This is a genomic window from Citrobacter sp. wls615, from assembly GCF_005281355.1.
In the GTDB taxonomy this organism is placed as follows: domain Bacteria; phylum Pseudomonadota; class Gammaproteobacteria; order Enterobacterales; family Enterobacteriaceae; genus Citrobacter; species Citrobacter werkmanii.
In genome coordinates this window covers 153,013-172,135 of record NZ_SZXM01000020.1, presented here as the reverse complement: position 1 = coordinate 172,135, position 19,123 = coordinate 153,013, and the positions used below count along the sequence as shown (strand labels likewise).

Sequence of the window (19,123 nt, the reverse complement as noted above, 5' to 3'; positions counted from 1 at the left end):
TCAACCGATCCTTAACTGATCGGTATTGCACACTTGCGGGGCGTTACGTCAGGAACGCTTACGCGGCATCATGCGCAGCAGCGTATTATCCTTCCAGAAGTAGTGATGCATCAGGGCAGCCGCGGCATGCAAACCAATAACAAAATAGCCCAGGTTTGCCAGCGTCACGTGCCAGGACTTCAGCATCTCCACGAGGTCAAGGTTGGCTTTTGCCGCATATGGCATGACGATGCCAAATGCAATCCACGGATTCCCCCGGTTGTACATCATCACCAGACCAATAATCGGCAACGCAATAAACAACAGATAGATAACCAGATGCCCCAGATGCGCCATTCCGGTCATCATCGGTTTCGGTTTTGGCACAATCGGCGGCGCCGGATATTTCAGCCTGACCAGCAGACGCGCCACCATCAGCGTTAAAATTGTGATGCCACAGGATACGTGCACCATGTTGAACAAGGGACGATAGCTACGCGGGAAAAACCCGCGAAACTCCATGGCGCTGTAGGCCACAATGACCAACAAAAAAACCAGCCAGTGAATACCAATTTGCAGGCCAGAATACTTATTCCCCATAACACTTCCTGAATAAAAACAATAATGCGTCAACATAACGGGCTTTTGTTAAAAATTCATTAATTTTTGTTCATCCATTATCAGTCAGTTACGTTTAAGCGCAAAAACAGCTATTGCCCCGGATGCCCGACTGGACTATGCCTGGTAGGGAAAATATGTCGTACCGCCTCATCCTGACAGGAGAAAACCATGAGTAAAATTGGCATTAACGGTTTTGGTCGTATCGGTCGTCTGGTATTGCGTCGACTACTGGAGGTCAAAAGCAGCGTGGAGGTCGTCGCCATTAATGACCTGACCTCGCCCAAAATTCTCGCCTATCTGTTAAAACACGACTCAAATTACGGTCCATTTCCCTGGAGTATCGACTTTACCGAAGACGCGCTGATTGTCGACGGTAAAAGAATCGCTGTTTATGCAGAAAAAGAGGCCAAAAATATTCCGTGGAAAGCCACTGGCGCAGAGATCATCATCGAATGCACCGGTTTTTATACCTCAACGGAAAAATCCAACGCGCACCTGGACGCAGGCGCCAAAAAAGTCCTGATATCCGCCCCTGCCGGGGACATGAAAACCATTGTTTTTAACGTGAACGACGACACGATGGATGCGAACGATCGAATTATCTCTGTCGCATCGTGCACCACTAACTGCCTGGCGCCGATGGCGAAAGCTCTGCATGACAACTTCGGTATTCAACTGGGCACCATGACAACCATCCATGCCTACACGGGGACACAATCGCTGGTAGATGGCCCTCGCGGAAAAGATCTGCGCGCCTCGCGGGCGGCGGCAGAGAACATCATTCCCCATACCACCGGTGCGGCGAAAGCGATTGGCCTGGTGATTCCGGCATTGAGCGGAAAATTAAAAGGCCACGCCCAGCGCGTACCGGTGAAAACCGGATCCGTCACGGAACTGGTATCGGTATTGGGTAAAAAGGTTACCGCTGAAGAGGTTAATGACGCGCTGAAAAAAGCCACGCTGAATAATGAGTCATTTGGCTATACCGACGAGGAGATTGTCTCGTCAGATGTGATTGGCTCACATTTCGGTTCGGTATTTGATGCGACACAAACCGAGATTACCGAAGTGGGCGATCTGCAACTGGTAAAAACCGTCGCCTGGTACGATAACGAGTACGGTTTTGTGACCCAACTTATTCGTACGCTGGATAAATTTATCAAGCTCTGACGTTGTGGCGGAGGTCGAATGAACGGTATAGCCGCCAAAGTGTAAGAATTGCGCCGGGTGACGTACAAACTCACCCGGCTAAAAACTTAGGACTGCAGATAAACCACCTGCGTTTGCAGATATTCGTTCAGACCGTGTTTACCGTCTGCCCCGCCAATCCCGGACTTGCGCCACCCTGCGTGGAAGCCCTGCATTGCCTCGAAGTTTTCACGGTTAATATAGGTTTCGCCAAACTTCAGCCCCTTAATCGCTTTCATCGCCGTGTTCAGATTTTGCGTGTAAATCGATGAGGTCAATCCATAATCGCTGTCGTTGGCCATCGTCAACGCCTCTTCCAGCGTATTAAACGCCACCACAGGCAGCACCGGACCAAATGTCTCCTCGTGCATAATCGCCATCTCCTGGCGCACATCTAACAGTAATGTCGGTGGATAGTAATAGCCTTTGCCTTCTACCGCCTTACCGCCCAGCACCACTCTGGCCCCCTCCTGCACCGCTCGCGCAACTTTCTGCTCTACTCGTTCCAGCGCAGCGGCGTTAATCAACGGTCCCATCGCAATGTCATTGCGCACAGCCGGATTGCCGAACTGTACAGCTTTCATCGCTTCCCCCAGGCGATTAACGAACTGGTCATAAATACCTTTCTGGACGTACACACGTTCGGCACAGTTGCATACCTGTCCGGTATTGATCACCCGTGAGTCAACAATTGCCTTCACGGCCAGTTCAAGGTCAGCATCATCCATCACGATCGCCGGGGCTTTCCCCCCCAGTTCCAGGCAGACTTTAGTGATGTTTTTGGCCGCTGCAGCCATAATTTTCTCGCCCGCGCCAACGCTACCGGTCATGCTGACCATTGCGACTTTCGGGTTTCCGGCCAGTTCCTGGCCGACCGTTTCACCGCGTCCAAGGACCAGATTAAATACCCCGCGCGGCAAGCCGATATCATCAACAATTTTGGCAAAAGCGATGGCATTGTTGGGCGTAAACTCACTCGGTTTAATAACAATGGTATTGCCCGTCAGCAGCGCGGGGGCCAGTTTGCGAGCAATCAGGAAGAACGGAAAATTCCACGGTAGAATGCCCGTCGTCACGCCCAGAGCGCGCTTAAACAGCAGGATATTTTCGCCCGGGCGATCGCTTTGCAGGATCTCGCCTTCATAACGACGTGCCCACTCCGCCATGTAATCGATATAATCGGCGGTAAATGCGACTTCAACATCGGCCAGTTGCTGTATTTTCCCACCTTCAGCCACTATCAATGCGCTGATTTCGCTGGCGCGTTGACGGATACCCGCAGATATTTTGCGTAGCCAGTTCGCCCGTTCAATGGCAGGCAGCGCTTCCCACTCAGGCTGAGCGCGCTGGGCGGCGTCTATCGCTTTACGCGCATCTTCGGCACGTCCATCCGGAATACGTGAGATAACCTCTTCCGTGGCCGGATTGACGACATCAATCCAGGCGTCATCGTGCCAGGTCACAAACTGCCCATCGATATACATAGGATGTTGTACGGGTACTGACATGCGCTTCTCCTGTGATTGATTTGTTTTTAACAAGTAAAACTATTGTTAATTAATATCAATCATGCCTGACGAATTATCACGACAGTGACTGTTCTGTGAGCAGCTTCATAAAAGCGCCTGGCAAAGCGATGATGAAAGGAAAAAACGGGCGGGATTTATGCCCGTTTGCAGCAAAACGCTTACAAACGGGCAGCGGAGATCACAGAGAGCGGCTCTCCAGTAAGTCTGACAACGTGGTATCGCTTTTCAGTTGCTGCCAGGCTGCCTCAACGTTACCTGGAATATCCACATGCACGATAAAATCGCGGCCACAGGGACCATAGCCATTAACATCGTCCCGCAGGCGCGGCAACTCTCCGGTAATGAGCGAAAGATAGCGATCCACCGACCATAGGCCTTCGACCGTTGGCGCAAAGTCTACGCCGTCGCGCTGTTGGACCAACTCCGGGACGAATCCCGGGAAACCCAACCAGCGCGGTGCATGCGGCTCATCGCGGGTTACGCGCTGAAACGTGGCCATCGTGCGGCGTTGCATGGTCGGATCCTGTACCACAATGACGGTATGAATGCTTTCTGTCGCCTGGCTCAGTAACGCACAGCTAAATCGGGCATTCTCACCGCAGTTTGTTGACTGGTCTTCCACCCAAATCTTCTCCCCCGGAATGTGCCAGAACTGGTGAGCGATATCGGCAAGGATCGCCGCTTCTGCACGTCCGGTGGTTCGAATGATATTGTAGCGAGGATGTCGGGCAATCGCGTCATACAGAAAGCGCGTGGAATGGCCTATGCCCCCACTAATCAATAAGGGGACCTGTTGGTCTTTCGCGATCCGACAAGCGGCGTCGATGGTCGGGATCACCGCGTTCCCCGCCAGAATTACGCAATCTGACTGAACCGTGATCTCCCCCGTAAAATCGCTCTGCGCCAGCCATTGCCCTACAGTATTGATCGCCGCCAGCGTGGTCGCGGAAAGCGTCGGAAACTGACTCATATTCATGACTCCTGGTGTTTATTCTTTACCGGGTACAGAGGCCGGATGGCGGCTACGCCGTGTCCGGCCTACAGTCCCGCACCGCGTTAACCCGTGATCTGATCCATCGCCTGCAGAATACGTTTATCTGAAATAGGATACGGCGTACCAAGCTGCTGGGCAAAGTAGCTGACACGCAGCTCTTCTATCATCCAGCGGATCTCTTTGACGTCGTCATCTTCACGGCGTGCAGGCGGCAGTTTATTGAACCATTGCTGCCAAGCCTGCTGCACACTATCCACTTTCAGCATCTGTGCGCGGTCACGGTGTGGATCGATGGCCAGTTTTTCCAGACGCTTTTCAATAGCCTGCAAATAACGCAACGTATCGCCCAGGCGTTTGAAACCATTACCAGTGACAAATCCGCGGTACACCAGCCCGCTCATTTGCGCTTTGATATCTGAAAGCCCTAACGCCATGGTCATATCCACACGCCCTTTCAGACGTTTATTGATATTAAACACCGCGGTCAGGATCTGTTCGACCTGCTTCGCGATATCCACCACCGTATCGTTCAGTTCAGCCCGCACCTTCTCATGCAACGCCGCAAAGCCCTCTTCCGTCCACACGGGACCACCATGGGCGTCGATCAACCGATCCACACCGCAGGAGATACAGTCGTCAATCAAATCCAGCACTTTGCCATACGGGTTAAAATACAGCCCCAGCTTGGCTTTGTTAGGCAACTTCTCGTGTAAGTATTTAATCGGCGAAGGAATATTTAACAGCAACAGGCGGCGTAAACCGCACCACATGGCCTGTTGCTGCTCCAGCGGATTATCAAACAATTTGATGGCAACGCTGTCACGCTCATCGACCAGCGCTGGCCACGCTTTTACCTTATAGTTGCCCCGTTTTTGCTCGTAACTTTCCGGAAGCTGCCCGAAGCTCCAGATATGCAATCCGCTCTGTTCGATACCGTCATCCGCCACCGCGGACAGCGTTTCCTGAACCTTACCCTTCAAGGCGTCTTTCAGATCCTGTAGCGAACGCCCTTCCTGTAGCTTCTTGTTCTTATCATCCACCACCCGGAAGGTAATTTTTAGGTGATCGGGTACCTGATCCCAATGCCAGTCATCGCGGTCAACGGTGACACCGGTCATCCGGCGCAGTTCACGTTCCAGCGCGTCCAGCAGCGGCAGTTCCAGCGGCGTCACGCGGCCTAAAAATGCCTCAGCATAGTTCGGAGCAGGCACAAAATTACGTCGTACCGGTTTCGGCAGCGACTTAATCAGGGCGATCACCAGCTCGCGGCGCAGGCCTGGAATTTGCCATTCAAAACCGCTCTCTTCGATCTGATTGAGCAGTGGGAGCGGAATATGCACGGTCACACCGTCCGCATCGGCTCCCGGTTCGAACTGGTAGCTCAAACGCAGTTTGAGATTGCCCTGGTGCCAGAAGTTCGGATAATCCAGCTTACTGATTTTTTCCGCGCCCTCTTTGATAAGCATGCTCTTTTCAAAGTTGAGCAGGTCCGGGGTCTCGCGGGAGACTTTCTTCCACCAGCTATCGAAGTGGCGGGCAGAAACCACATCATGGCTAATACGCTGGTCGTAAAACTCAAACAGCGTCTCATCATCGACCAGGATGTCGCGACGGCGCGATTTATGCTCTAACTCTTCCACCTCAGCCCGTAGCTTCAGGTTGTCACGGAAGAAAGCATGGCGCGTTTGCCAGTCACCCTCCACCAGCGCATGACGAATGAACAGTTCACGCGACAGCGCCGGATCGATCTGGCTGTAGTTCACCTTACGGGCAGCAACAATCGGTAAGCCGTAGACGGTGACCTTTTCTGTCGCCATTACCGCGCCCTGCGCGCGCTCCCAGTGCGGTTCACTGTATGATCGCTTGATCAGATGCTGCGCAACTGGCTCCACCCACTCGGGATCGATACGCGCGGCAATACGTCCCCACAGGCGGCTGGTTTCCACCAACTCCGCTACCATCGTCCACTTCGGCGGTTTTTTGAATAAACCGGAGCCCGGGAAGATCGAGAAACGAGCGTTACGCGCACCGGTAAATTCCTGCTTATCGGCATCTTTCATCCCAATATGGGACAGTAAACCGGTCAACAATGCGACGTGGATTTCCCGGTATTCAGCAGGTTCGCTGTTAACCGGAATGCCCAATTCTTTTACCACCTGGCGCAGTTGCGTGTAGATATCCTGCCATTCACGTACGCGCAGATAATTAAGAAAGTCGACTTTACACTGACGGCGGAACTGGTTTGACGACAACGCTTTTTGCTGCTCGCCGAGGTAATTCCATAAGTTCACAAACGCCAGGAAATCAGACTCTTTGTCATGGAAGCGGCGGTGCTTCTCGTCGGAAGCTTGCTGCTTGTCCATTGGGCGCTCGCGCGGATCCTGAATGGACAGCGCCGAGGTGATGATCATTGCCTCACGCACACAGCCATGTTTTTGTGCTTCCAGTACCATACGCGCCAGACGCGGATCCACCGGCAGTTGCGACAGCTGACGGCCCAACGGCGTTAACTTATAAGCGGTTGCCTGTTCGTCGGTGGTTATCGCCCCCAGCTCTTCGAGCAGGCGCACCCCGTCCTGAATATTGCGTTTATCCGGCGCTTCAACAAACGGGAACGCCGCGATATCCCCTAACCCCAGCGCGGTCATCTGCAAAATAACGGACGCCAGGTTGGTACGCAGGATCTCCGGATCGGTAAACTCCGGACGCGACAGGAAGTCGTCCTCAGAATACAGACGAATACAGATCCCTTCTGAAACACGACCGCAGCGGCCTTTACGCTGGTTGGCAGAGGCCTGCGACACCGGTTCAATCGGCAAACGCTGGACTTTAGTGCGGTAACTGTAACGACTAATACGCGCAGTGCCCGGGTCAATCACATACTTGATGCCCGGTACGGTCAGCGAGGTTTCCGCCACGTTGGTGGCCAGCACAATACGACGACCGCTGTGTGACTGGAATACACGGTTCTGCTCGCTATTGGAGAGACGCGCATACAGTGGCAGCACTTCGGTGTGACGCAAATCCAGCTTATTCAGGGCATCGGCGGTGTCGCGGATTTCGCGCTCGCCGCTCATGAAGATCAGAATGTCGCCCTGACTTTCACGCCCTAACTCATCTACGGCATCAAAAATTGCCTGTAGCTGATCGCGCTCAGTGTCATCTGCGTCTTCAACAATCGGTCGATAGCGTACTTCCACCGGATAGGTTCGGCCAGAGACTTCGATAATCGGCGCATTGTTGAAATGCTTAGAAAAGCGTTCCGGGTCAATGGTCGCCGAAGTGATGATAATCTTTAGATCCGGACGACGCGGCAGAAGTTCTTTCAGGTAGCCAAGCAGAAAATCAATGTTCAGGCTGCGTTCATGCGCTTCATCGATGATGATGGTGTCGTACTGCATTAGCAGCCGATCCTGCTGGATTTCTGCCAGCAGGATACCGTCCGTCATCAGCTTAACCATGGTGTTGTCACTAACATGATCGCTAAAACGGACTTTATAACCGATACAGCCGCCCGGCTCGGTTTGCAGCTCTTCCGCGATACGGTTCGCCACAGTACGCGCCGCCAGACGACGCGGCTGGGTATGGCCGATCAGCCCTTTTACCCCGCGTCCCAGTTCCATACAGATTTTCGGCAACTGGGTGGTTTTACCTGAACCGGTCTCACCAGCCACAATCACCACCTGATGGTCGCGAATGGCTTCCAGAATATCCTGTTTTTTCTGGCTGACGGGCAGGTTTTCCGGGTAGCTGATGACCGGACGCGCCGCTTCACGCAGCACAACTTTACCGGCTGCCTGGTCGATCTCTTTTGCCATCTCCTGGTAAATGGCCTGTTGTGCATCAGGATTTTTAACCTTCTTCACGCCGTGCAAACGGCGCGCAAAACGCTGCCTGTCGCGCAGCATCAGCGAGTCCAGCTGTTGTTGCAGCATGTTGAAGGTTAATTTTGGTTGTTCTGTCATAGCGTTAAAAGGCAGAGTTCTGCCGGGTTAAATCTCTTTTAGATGATAGATATAGAGTACCACATCGGGGCTTTTTATGTGTTGTTCAATAATTTCGAACATAGGATTCGATATATTGCGCTATCACTGCGACAGGATTGTGAATAAAGTGTCAACAAGCAACGGGGCACTACCCCTTCAAACACATAAAAGGAAACACCCATGAGCAAGGTATTAGTTCTTAAATCCAGTATTCTGGCAGGGTACTCTCAGTCTGGTCAGTTGTCTGATTATTTTGTTGAACAGTGGCGTGAAAAGCACTCTGCTGATGAAATCACCGTCCGCGACCTGGCTGCAAATCCTGTTCCGGTGCTGGATGGCGAACTGGTGGGTGCGCTGCGCCCAAGCGATGCGCCGCTGACGCCGCGTCAGCAAGAAGCGCTGGCGCTGTCTGACGAGTTGATCGCTGAACTGAAAGCGCATGATGTGATTGTTATCGCCGCGCCGATGTATAACTTCAACATTCCGACGCAACTCAAAAACTACTTTGACCTGATTGCCCGTGCTGGCGTGACCTTCCGTTATACCGAGAAAGGTCCGGAAGGTCTGGTGACCGGTAAACGCGCAGTGGTGCTGACCAGCCGTGGTGGTATTCATAAAGATACGCCGACTGACCTGATCACACCGTACCTGAACGTGTTCCTGGGCTTTATCGGTATCACCGACGTGAACGTTGTCTTTGCTGAAGGTATCGCTTACGGCCCGGAAGTGGCATCTAAAGCACAGTCCGATGCGAAAGCCGCTATCGACAGCGTGGTTGCTGCCTGATAATTCCCCCTCTCACCATCCGGTGGGAGGGATTCTCGGTACCTACTTCTTTGCCCGCACATGTACCTGCTTGCCGTGAATGCGATTAATATCACGCCATATGGTGGCATATTCCCTGCATTTCGCCAGATTTTCTTCCCAGCAATGAGCTAAAAATTGTTCCGGCTCCGCGACATCCCGGCTTAACAGCTTGAACACCCAACGATTCCAGACATACCACTTGAGAAGCCACATGATTTCACTCCACGACGCGACCGGTGTTGAACTATATCAACATCAGTTTGATGCCGTGTGGCAACTATTGCGATGTCGATGAATAATCCGGAAGGATCCTCCACTTGTAATACCAATCCAACAACGACGCTCAGAAATGATTATTATTTCCTCATCCACTTACCGTTTATGCCCTGGACATACTCCCCCGGTTTAGCGCGAGCAACTAACTTCTGCCCGGCCATTTTTGCCACTTCGTCTGGCGGAATATTATTGCTCTCAGCCAGCTGCTGATAACTGGCGCTTCGCGCCTTATTAATCTCACTCACCAGCGCCTGCGTTTCAGCATCGGTTTGTAATGCCACCAGATAACCATTAAGTGTTTCCCCCACCCGCCCCTGGGTTCTGGCTTCATTCAGGGTCAACGCCCACGCATTGCTGGTGATAAAACTCAGCGCCACCAGGATCGCTGCAAGCTGTTTTTTCATCATTACCTCAGAACAGATCGCTGCGCGATTTCAATAAGCTCTCAACGTCTTTATCAACTTTGATATGGATTTCATGCTCAATTTTGACGTTCATATTAATCGTGATCGGCTCTTTTGGCGCAGCCACTTCGATTCTTGGGGTACAACCTACCACCAGAGATGAAGCCAGCAAACTCAGCATGGCGGCTATCGTTTTCATTGTTGTTCCTCACATTCCTTGCCTTCCAGACAATGGGTTTCCGGCAGCGCTGCATTTTGCTCAAGCCATGCCTGTAAATTGTCACCAAAACGCAAACTGCGCCATAGCGTAAAGATGTTTTCCTCGTGGGTGTAATTCAAATTAACCGTCCCCACTTTGCCATCGACTCGACTATTGCCAGTAACGGTTGCCTGCATCGTTAAGACACCCAGGTTATCCAGGTTTATTTTCGTCCAGGAATGGGTTATTTCCATATAGCGCAGCCAGTTAATTGCCGCGCCAGCCGCCATATTATCTTTAACGACGGCATCCGCCGTGTCTTTATCAATGCGCAGCGTCATTGGGCCTGGGTTGGTTAACCAGCCGTCTTTGATGATCCACTTTTCGTTATCTAACCATAATGGCAACGCGCCGCTGACCGGACCCGACATGGCGAATTGCTTGGGGTTAACCGCGCTAATAAGCTCGCTGGAGGAGATATTCTGCACGCGTAATAAGGCTGGGTCGTGCTGTGGCATCCGCAGTTGCTGCATGATGACTTTGCCTCCCAGCAGTTCGGCGCTGACATCGCTCAGCAGTAACGGATTGTCTTCACTCCAGGGGTACGCACCCTGCAGGTCGGCAGTAATATTTTTCACCGTCACCTGATTCACGACTTCCGCAATACGCAGTGAAACAGGCCCACGCGTACCCAGTTGCCATGCGCCTTCGCTAAACCGAAACGGCAAGATAAAATCGACGCCATTAATTTGGTTATCAGGCATCCAGGCGCTACCGCCTTTTAATACCCCATGACCGCCTGCTTCAAAGCCCTGTTCCGGCGCGGCCGAGAATGCGACCTGCGCATAGAGATCACCTTCACGCAGTTTCATTTTCCAGTCTGGCGGGATCAGCGGCTGGAACACGGTGAGTGATTGTTTTGGCCACCAGGCCTGTCCGCGCAGACGGATCCCGTCCCAACGACCATTTAGCTGTACGGGGCCAATCGCACCCGCGTGAAGCTGGCCCTTGAACTGGAAAATCGTCGGGTCGCTGCCTTCCACGCTGAACTTTAGCGTTGAGGGAGGTAAGACGCTTCCGCCGGTGAAGACGGTTTTTCCTGCGTCCAGTGATAGTGCGCCGCTAAACGTCGGTTTGGTCGCGTCCCGTACCCAGACGATCGGCTCATCCATTACCAGGCGTGGATTTTCCACCGTCATGGTGCCGTATTGCAGGTGATCAAATCCGGTGGAGAGATCAAATAGCTTCAGCGTGTTGTCATGCCATTCACCCTTACCCGCCACGTCCCAGCGAGCATGCATCGGCGTAAAGCTGCCTTCGCCCCAGTAGCGCCATTGCCAACGACCGGCATCAGGAAGAAACTCATTTGCCAGACCATCCAGATGCAGTTCAAAGCCCCCCATCTGGTTTTCATGCGCACGCAAAATAGCCTGTAGACGGCCATCCACCCCGCGTTGTGTTATCTTTACGCCCGCCAACGGCCAACGAATCTCGTCAATATCCAGCGAATCAATTACCCGCCCCCGCGAACGCAACAGCGCCCCTGGCTCAAACGCCAGTTGTGGATCGTTCAGGCTTCCGGTGAGTTTGGCGGGTAATTTTGCGTAGAAGATCAGATCGCCCTGTTTCGCTTCGCCGATCAGCTGTAACGGCATCTCGTTATTATCGATGCCCAACTTACCTGGCCCCAGCGTTAAAACGGCATTTCCTTTACCGGCATCGCCTTGCGTCAAAATGTTCAGACGCCCGCTCACCACGGCGTTTTCCAGCCCTGCCTGCCAGTTTTCAACTTTCATGCCCAGCCGCCCGCTTAGCGGGAATCCCTGATAAGGCCAGTTCCAACGACCATCGCTGATGGTCAACTGCTGGCGGGTTATTTCCCACGGAAGATCGAGCAGTGGATCGGCACTATCCCGCGCCATGACGATCAGTTGTCCGCTGTTTTCTTGCCACTCCAGTTCGGCATCCACAAGCGTGGGTTCCTGCGGCAAGCTCAACGTCGCAACGGCATGACCGCTCACTGGTAACCCATCCGGAACCAGCGGCATAGTAAATTCACCGACCAGTTTTACCGGCGGTTGCCCTTCAAATGCAGCAACATCCAGCTCATTTACCGTCAGATTTTGCCCATGCAGACGCCCCTGGAGTTTAACCTTTTCACCCTGGTAGCGCAGTTGCTGAGTAGAGGGCGTTAGCGAAAGCAACAGTTTTCCTTGCCATTCCTGCCAGGGAGAGAAAATAAGTTTGTCGATGTTGATCCAGGTATTGGGCAGCATCGATTGCCATTCAGCCAGCGTTTTGGGTGCTACCGGAGACGCTTCTGTCTGCGGTAATTTGGCCAGGCAAGCGGAATCCAGCTCAATTGTCCCGACATTGAGCAACCAGCGGCTGGGATGGGACAGGTCCGCCTGAGTAATGCGTGCCAGCGGGCAATCATCGACCAGATAGCGGAGTTCCGGGATATGCAGCCCATGCCGTGTCAGCCGTGGACTCTCATCCAGCGCGATACGTGTCCCCACAGGTAACCAGACGCCCACCAGGGTCGGGACCCATAAGCCAAGCGTCATCACCAGCGTCAGCGGCACGAGAATCAATAATAAGAGGAGTGCCAGAACGGCTTTATATTTACCCTTCATGGGTAGTTAATATCCTGATTTATCAAAATTTAAGCCGGTTTAGGCCTGTATTGTGGCATGTTTAACTGGATATGCCCACATTAAGGATAGATAACAGCGCTATGTGGCACGCTGTTACACGTGCCGTCAGGAAGGATTCCAACATAGTGGCGCATGGGCTCGGACTCAATGATGGTTCAGTTGTCCATCGCTATGTTTAGGTCCTATCCGACCAGCCTCTATCAATATTTCTTCTATAAGTTCTTCAAGACATTCCTTGCCATGATGATCACAGACAAGATGCACCTGGCGGGAAATTTCTTCGGGCTTCATTCCATCGCATAAAGCCGCCTTAAGCATTAAGGTGGCCCATCGTTTTGCTTCAGAGTGAGTTAGCATAACTCCTCCCGATATCTGCTACCTGTATAAGCGTAGCTGTCTGGATGTGAATCACCTGGCTTTTTACCCACACTACCTGCTCCACAGATGGAAAATATCCAGTTGTTGAAATCGCGTAACCTGCCCACACTAACAAAAGATACGCTTCAGATATTCATTACTTCTATGACTATCAATAACTTTTTAGATTTTGTAAAATAATTTGAATTGAACTAATGTGACGTCAAAATCACTGGAGAAAGTCTTATGAAACTCGCCATCTATAGTACAAAACAGTACGACAAAAAGTATCTGCAGCAGGTTAACGAGGCTTTTGGTTTTGAACTTGAATTTTTTGACTTTCTGCTGACGGAGAAAACAGCCAAAACAGCCCATGGCTGCGAAGCGGTATGCATCTTCGTCAACGACGATGGCAGCCGACCGGTTCTGGAAGAACTGAAAAAGCTGGGTGTGAAATATATCGCCCTGCGCTGTGCCGGGTTCAATAACGTCGATCTCGACGCGGCAAAAGAGCTCGGTCTGCAGGTGGTACGCGTCCCGGCCTATTCGCCTGAAGCCGTCGCTGAGCATGCGATTGGCATGATGATGACCTTAAATCGCCGTATACATCGCGCGTATCAGCGTACCCGTGATGCCAACTTCTCTCTTGAAGGGCTAACCGGCTTTACCATGTATGGCAAAACGGCTGGGGTGATTGGTACCGGTAAAATCGGTATTGCTGCGCTGCGGATCCTGAAAGGTTTTGGTATGCGCCTGCTGGCGTTCGATCCCTACCCAAGCGCCGCGGCTCTGGAATTAGGCGTGGAATATGTCGATCTTAAAACGCTGTTTGCTGAGTCCGACGTTATCTCCCTGCACTGCCCGTTAACGCCGGAAAATTATCATCTGCTCAATCAGGAAGCCTTTGAGCAAATGAAAAACGGCGTGATGATTATTAACACCAGTCGCGGGGCGCTAATCGATTCGCAGGCGGCTATCGATGCTCTGAAAAACCAGAAAATTGGCTCTTTGGGAATGGACGTATATGAAAACGAACGCGACCTGTTCTTTGAAGATAAATCCAATGATGTGATTCAGGATGATGTGTTCCGCCGTCTGTCAGCCTGTCATAACGTGCTGTTTACCGGGCATCAGGCGTTTCTGACCGCCGAAGCGTTGACCAGCATTTCTGAAACGACGCTGCAAAATCTGGAACAAATCGCCAAAGGCGAAACCTGTCCAAACGCCCTCTTCTAATCCTTGTGCCCCCTGGCTTTAGGGGGGCATTTTCAGACAATTGCCGATGATAAAATAGTCAGTATCATTATTATATTGAATGTATTCCGGTCACGAACTTAGAGAGTTTTAATGAAGAAAGTTGTCACGTTGATTGCCCTCAGCACACTGATGGCTGGCTGTGTGAGCAGCGAAAAAGTTTCCGTCAATCGCGACCAGTTACAGCATCACCGTTTCGTTTTGCAGAGCGTGAATGGTAAAGCTGTTACCGTCGCCAACAACCCACCCGAATTGAGTTTTGGCGAAAACATGACGGTATCGGGAAAGATGTGTAATCAATTCCACGGTCAGGGCAAGCTGTCCGACGGCGAATTGAAAGTGAAAGATATGGCGATGACCCGCATGATGTGCGCCGATCCACAGCTTAACGCGCTCGACGGCATCGTCAGCGAAATGTTTAAGCAAGGCGCACAGGTCGATTTGACTGCTGACCAGTTGACACTGGCGACGGCAGAACAAACGCTGACGTATAAACTTGCGGATTTAATGTAATAAACGCGGTGGCTCAATAGCTCCCGCAGCTTCCGGCGGCAAGCGACTGCTCACTACAGCGTTTGCCGTTGGGTAACGCACACATGCCGATGGCTGAGCCATCCAGTTGACGAGCAACGGAGAGCGAACCACCAACCATGGCGCAATTTGCCTCTCCGGAACTGGACATTGCTGCCTTCATGCCCGGTGCGACATGCGCGGCGGTTGCCTGCTGAACAGGTTCACTGCTACACGCCGATAATAATAACGCGGCACACCCTACCCAAAACGCTGCGCGCATCTTACTCCCCTCTGAATATTAACCAAACGACACAGCCATAAATAATAGGCAGCGGAAACACTGCCGTCGAGAGGCAATATGCGCATTTATGCGCGCTGTTTACATTTTCTGGCAATTTTTTGCCTGCTCTTTTGATCAAACCATTCATTCTGTTAATTCCAGGGACACAAAAGCGAAAATGCGCCTGAATGGCTTTTGCTAAAATAGAAGGATAACTACAGGATTCGCCGCTGTTACGCGAGTCCCTCTTTTTGCGCAATGTAAGGGTGTCAGTATGCAAACAATTGACGGTAATGGTGCGGTTGCTTCGGTCGCATTTCGTACCAGCGAAGTTATCGCCATCTACCCGATTACGCCCAGTTCGACGATGGCTGAACAGGCGGATGCCTGGGCTGGAAATGGGCTGAAAAACGTATGGGGGGATACTCCTCGCGTCGTAGAAATGCAGTCAGAAGGCGGTGCGATTGCGACCGTTCACGGCGCGTTGCAGACCGGTGCGCTCTCTACGTCGTTTACTTCATCGCAGGGCCTGCTGCTGATGATCCCAACGCTGTACAAACTGGCCGGGCAGCTGACTCCGTTTGTTCTGCACGTTGCGGCACGTACGATTGCGACTCACGCGTTATCGATCTTTGGCGATCATTCCGACGTGATGGCGGTACGTCAGACGGGATGCGCGATGCTGTGCGCCAGCAGTGTTCAGGAAGCACAGGACTTTGCGCTAATTTCGCAAATGGCCACCCTCAAAAGCCGGGTCCCGTTTATTCATTTCTTTGATGGTTTCCGTACATCGCATGAGATCAACAAAATTGTGCCGCTGGCCGATGACACGATCCTCGGACTGATGCCTCAGGCGGAGATCGATGCTCACCGCGCTCGGGCGCTAAATCCAGAGCATCCGGTTATCCGCGGTACATCAGCGAATCCGGACACCTACTTCCAGTCACGCGAAGCGACCAACCCGTGGTACAACGCGGTTTACGATCACGTCGAACAGGCGATGAACGACTTCGCCGCGGCGACGGGTCGCCAGTACCAGCCATTTGAATATTACGGTCATCCGCAGGCAGAACGCGTCATTATTTTGATGGGCTCGGCGATTGGCACCTGTGAAGAAGTCGTCGAAGAACTGCTGGCTCGCGGCGAGAAAGTTGGCGTGCTGAAAGTGCGCCTGTTCCGCCCATTCTCTGCCAGACATTTGCTGCGCGCCCTGCCGGAAACCGTACGGAGCATCGCCGTTCTGGATCGCACCAAAGAACCCGGCGCGCAGGCAGAACCATTATATCTGGATGTCATGACCGCGCTGGCGGAAGCGTTTAACTGTGGTGAACGAGAAACCTTACCGCGTGTGATTGGCGGACGCTATGGTCTTTCGTCCAAAGAGTTTGGACCCGACTGCGTCATGGCGGTCTTTAATGAGCTGAATAGCGCGAAACCAAAACCACGCTTCACGGTCGGTATCTATGATGATGTCACCAACCTGTCATTGCCTTTGCCAGAAAACACCCTGCCCGGCACCGCTAAGCTCGAAGCGCTGTTTTACGGCCTGGGTAGCGATGGCAGCGTGTCGGCCACCAAAAACAATATCAAGATTATCGGTAACTCTACGCCGTGGTATGCGCAGGGTTATTTCGTGTATGACTCGAAAAAAGCAGGCGGCCTGACCGTTTCCCACCTGCGCGTCAGCGAACATCCCATTCGCTCAGCGTATCTGGTTTCACAAGCCGATTTTGTCGGCTGCCACCAGTTGCAATTTATCGATAAGTATCAAATGGCCGAGCGCCTGAAACCAGGCGGTATCTTCCTGCTTAATACCCCATACAATGTGGATGAAGTCTGGGCGCGTCTGCCACAGGAAGTTCAGGCGGTGCTGAATCAGAAGAAAGCCCGTTTCTACGTGATTAATGCGGCCAAAATCGCCCGTGAGTGTGGTCTGGCGGCGCGTATAAACACCGTGATGCAAATGGCGTTCTTCCACCTGACGCAAATCTTACCCGGCGACAGCGCGTTGATCGAATTGCAGGGTGCAATTGCGAAAAGCTACAGCAGTAAAGGACAGGATCTGGTGGAACGTAACTGGCAGGCATTGGCTCTGGCGCGTGAATCCGTCGCCGAAGTGGCCCTGCAGCCGGTTGATCCGCATAGCGCCAACCGCCCACCGGTGGTTTCTGATGCCGCACCAGATTTCGTGAAAACCGTCACCGCAGCAATGCTCGCCGGTCTGGGTGATGCGCTTCCCGTTTCCGCGCTGCCGCCAGACGGTACCTGGCCAATGGGCACCACGCGTTGGGAAAAACGTAATATCGCCGAAGAGATCCCCATCTGGAAAGAAGAGCTGTGTACGCAATGTAACCACTGCGTTGCCGCTTGCCCGCACTCGGCAATCCGCGCCAAAGTGGTTTCCCCAGAAGCGATGGAAAACGCCCCTGCCAGCCTGCACTCTCTGGATGTGAAATCACGCGATATGCGTGGTCAGAAATATGTTCTGCAGGTCGCGCCAGAGGATTGCACCGGTTGTAATCTGTGCGTCGAAGTGTGCCCGGCGAAAGATCGTCAAAATCCAGAAATCAAGGCCATCAATATGATGTCGCGCCTTGAGCATGTTGAAGAAGAAAAAGTTAACTATGACTTCTTCCTCGATCTGCCGGAAATTGATCGCACCAAACTGGAACGTATTGATATTCGCACCTCGCAGCTGATTACGCCGCTATTTGAATATTCCGGCGCCTGCTCTGGCTGTGGTGAAACGCCGTATATCAAACTACTCACTCAGCTGTACGGTGACCGGATGTTGATTGCGAATGCCACCGGGTGTTCATCAATTTATGGCGGTAACCTGCCCTCAACGCCCTACACCACCGATGCCAATGGGCGTGGGCCAGCATGGGCAAACTCGCTGTTTGAAGATAACGCCGAGTTTGGCCTGGGCTTCCGTCTGACGGTGGATCAACACCGAGTGCGCGTTATGCGTCTGCTGGAGCAGTTTGCCGATAACATCCCAGCTGAGCTGAATGACGCGCTGCATGCAGAAGCCACGCCGGAGGTTCGTCGTGAGCAAGTAGCGGCCCTGCGCCAGCACCTGAAAGATGTCGAAGGCGCACAGCAGTTGTTAACCGATGCCGACGCGCTGGTTGAGAAATCCATCTGGTTGATTGGCGGTGATGGCTGGGCCTACGATATTGGCTTCGGCGGGCTGGATCACGTCCTGAGCCTGACCGAGAACGTCAATATTCTGGTGCTGGATACCCAGTGTTACTCCAACACGGGCGGACAAGCATCAAAAGCCACGCCTCTTGGGGCTGTCACTAAATTTGGGGAGCACGGCAAACGTAAGGCTCGTAAAGATCTTGGTGTCAGTATGATGATGTACGGGCATGTTTATGTCGCGCAGATTTCCCTGGGTGCCCAGTTGAACCAGACGGTGAAAGCTATCCAGGAAGCGGAATCCTATCCGGGGCCGTCGCTGATTATCGCGTATAGCCCTTGCGAGGAGCATGGTTATGATCTCGCGTTGAGCCACGATCAGATGCGTCAACTCACGGCAACCGGATTCTGGCCGCTGTATCGCTTTGATCCGCGTCGTGCTGACGAAGGTAAACTGCCATTGGCGCTGGATTCTCGCCCGCCGTCAGATGCACTGGCTGAAACTTTACTTAACGAGCAGCGCTTCCGCCGCTTAAATGCCCAACAGCCTGAAGTTGCTGAACAGCTGTGGAAAGACGCAACAGCCGATCTGCAAAAACGCTACGATTTCCTGGCGCAACTGGCAGGTAAAGCGGAAAAGAGCGGAACCGAGTAATACGTTTAGCTCAGCGTTAAAGTGGAACGAAAAAAAAAGCCCGAACAGTTGTTCGGGCTTGTCAATTTATTCGCTGGCTAATTAATATTGGCTATCAATACGTCAACGAAAAAATAAAACGTGACAATAAAGGCATATAACACGCGCAGAATAGCTCAACACAATTCACTTGTATAATTTTTATTTTATATATATTAAACCAATACATTCATGATAATTATCACCATTTCTGCAGAATTATTTATTTAAAGTTTTACTTAAAACGTAACAATTCATATTT

At 52.3% G+C, this 19,123-nt stretch carries 15 protein-coding genes; 5 read left to right on the top strand and 10 right to left on the bottom strand.

What is annotated here, in order from left to right:
* Positions 1 to 48: 48 nt before the first annotated feature.
* On the bottom strand, positions 49 to 579 hold the full coding sequence (gene cybB, locus FDX04_RS06820) for a cytochrome b561 (protein ID WP_042308232.1): 531 nt from the start codon (positions 577 to 579) through the stop codon (positions 49 to 51).
* 189 nt (positions 580 to 768) lie between these two features.
* Here cybB and gap point away from each other — a divergent pair, with 189 nt between their 5' ends.
* Positions 769 to 1,770, top strand: a complete 1,002-nt coding sequence (gap, locus tag FDX04_RS06815; RefSeq protein WP_061381283.1) for a type I glyceraldehyde-3-phosphate dehydrogenase — start codon at positions 769 to 771, stop codon at positions 1,768 to 1,770.
* Positions 1,771 to 1,856: 86 nt separating this feature from the next.
* Here the strand turns inward: gap and aldA are convergent, their stop codons facing one another.
* The 3 genes from aldA to hrpA form a co-directional block, all read right to left on the bottom strand.
* On the bottom strand, positions 1,857 to 3,296 hold the full coding sequence (gene aldA, locus FDX04_RS06810) for an aldehyde dehydrogenase (protein WP_079224067.1): 1,440 nt from the start codon (positions 3,294 to 3,296) through the stop codon (positions 1,857 to 1,859).
* Between the two features lie 199 nt (positions 3,297 to 3,495).
* A complete protein-coding gene (locus FDX04_RS06805) occupies positions 3,496 to 4,293 on the bottom strand; it encodes a YdcF family protein (RefSeq protein WP_170975148.1) in 798 nt (265 codons plus the stop codon).
* A gap of 80 nt (positions 4,294 to 4,373) precedes the next feature.
* Entirely contained in the window at positions 4,374 to 8,276 is a 3,903-nt protein-coding gene (hrpA, locus tag FDX04_RS06800; RefSeq protein ID WP_137370671.1) for an ATP-dependent RNA helicase HrpA, read from the bottom strand.
* Between the two features lie 201 nt (positions 8,277 to 8,477).
* Here hrpA and azoR point away from each other — a divergent pair, with 201 nt between their 5' ends.
* Positions 8,478 to 9,083 (top strand): FMN-dependent NADH-azoreductase, encoded by a 606-nt coding sequence (gene azoR, locus FDX04_RS06795; protein WP_006684422.1) that lies wholly within the window; start codon positions 8,478 to 8,480, stop codon positions 9,081 to 9,083.
* 42 nt (positions 9,084 to 9,125) lie between these two features.
* Here the strand turns inward: azoR and FDX04_RS06790 are convergent, their stop codons facing one another.
* From FDX04_RS06790 to FDX04_RS06770, 5 genes are all read right to left on the bottom strand, one after another.
* Entirely contained in the window at positions 9,126 to 9,317 is a 192-nt protein-coding gene (locus FDX04_RS06790) for a hypothetical protein (protein ID WP_137365473.1), read from the bottom strand.
* A gap of 143 nt (positions 9,318 to 9,460) precedes the next feature.
* The gene (locus tag FDX04_RS06785; RefSeq protein WP_137370678.1) at positions 9,461 to 9,784 is read right to left on the bottom strand and encodes a YdbL family protein; all 324 of its coding nucleotides are present in this window, start codon (positions 9,782 to 9,784) and stop codon (positions 9,461 to 9,463) included.
* Between the two features lie 7 nt (positions 9,785 to 9,791).
* On the bottom strand, positions 9,792 to 9,983 hold the full coding sequence (locus FDX04_RS06780) for a YnbE family lipoprotein (protein WP_042308207.1): 192 nt from the start codon (positions 9,981 to 9,983) through the stop codon (positions 9,792 to 9,794).
* Positions 9,980 to 12,619, bottom strand: a complete 2,640-nt coding sequence (locus tag FDX04_RS06775) for a YdbH family protein (RefSeq protein WP_137370670.1) — start codon at positions 12,617 to 12,619, stop codon at positions 9,980 to 9,982. The genes FDX04_RS06780 and FDX04_RS06775 overlap by 4 nt, the downstream gene beginning before the upstream one ends.
* A 165-nt stretch (positions 12,620 to 12,784) precedes the next feature.
* The gene (locus FDX04_RS06770; RefSeq protein WP_074458538.1) at positions 12,785 to 12,997 is read right to left on the bottom strand and encodes a hypothetical protein; all 213 of its coding nucleotides are present in this window, start codon (positions 12,995 to 12,997) and stop codon (positions 12,785 to 12,787) included.
* Between the two features lie 246 nt (positions 12,998 to 13,243).
* On the opposite strand from FDX04_RS06770, the gene FDX04_RS06765 reads away from it, so the two are divergent.
* Positions 13,244 to 14,233: a 2-hydroxyacid dehydrogenase gene (locus tag FDX04_RS06765; protein WP_137370669.1), complete on the top strand. Its 990-nt coding sequence runs from the start codon at positions 13,244 to 13,246 to the stop codon at positions 14,231 to 14,233.
* Positions 14,234 to 14,344: 111 nt separating this feature from the next.
* A complete protein-coding gene (gene hslJ, locus FDX04_RS06760; RefSeq protein WP_137370668.1) occupies positions 14,345 to 14,764 on the top strand; it encodes a heat shock protein HslJ in 420 nt (139 codons plus the stop codon).
* Positions 14,765 to 14,777: 13 nt separating this feature from the next.
* Here the strand turns inward: hslJ and FDX04_RS06755 are convergent, their stop codons facing one another.
* The gene (locus FDX04_RS06755; RefSeq protein ID WP_137370667.1) at positions 14,778 to 15,044 is read right to left on the bottom strand and encodes a DUF333 domain-containing protein; all 267 of its coding nucleotides are present in this window, start codon (positions 15,042 to 15,044) and stop codon (positions 14,778 to 14,780) included.
* Positions 15,045 to 15,318: 274 nt separating this feature from the next.
* On the opposite strand from FDX04_RS06755, the gene nifJ reads away from it, so the two are divergent.
* The gene (gene nifJ / locus FDX04_RS06750) at positions 15,319 to 18,843 is read left to right on the top strand and encodes a pyruvate:ferredoxin (flavodoxin) oxidoreductase (protein WP_137370666.1); all 3,525 of its coding nucleotides are present in this window, start codon (positions 15,319 to 15,321) and stop codon (positions 18,841 to 18,843) included.
* Positions 18,844 to 19,123 lie beyond the last annotated feature (280 nt).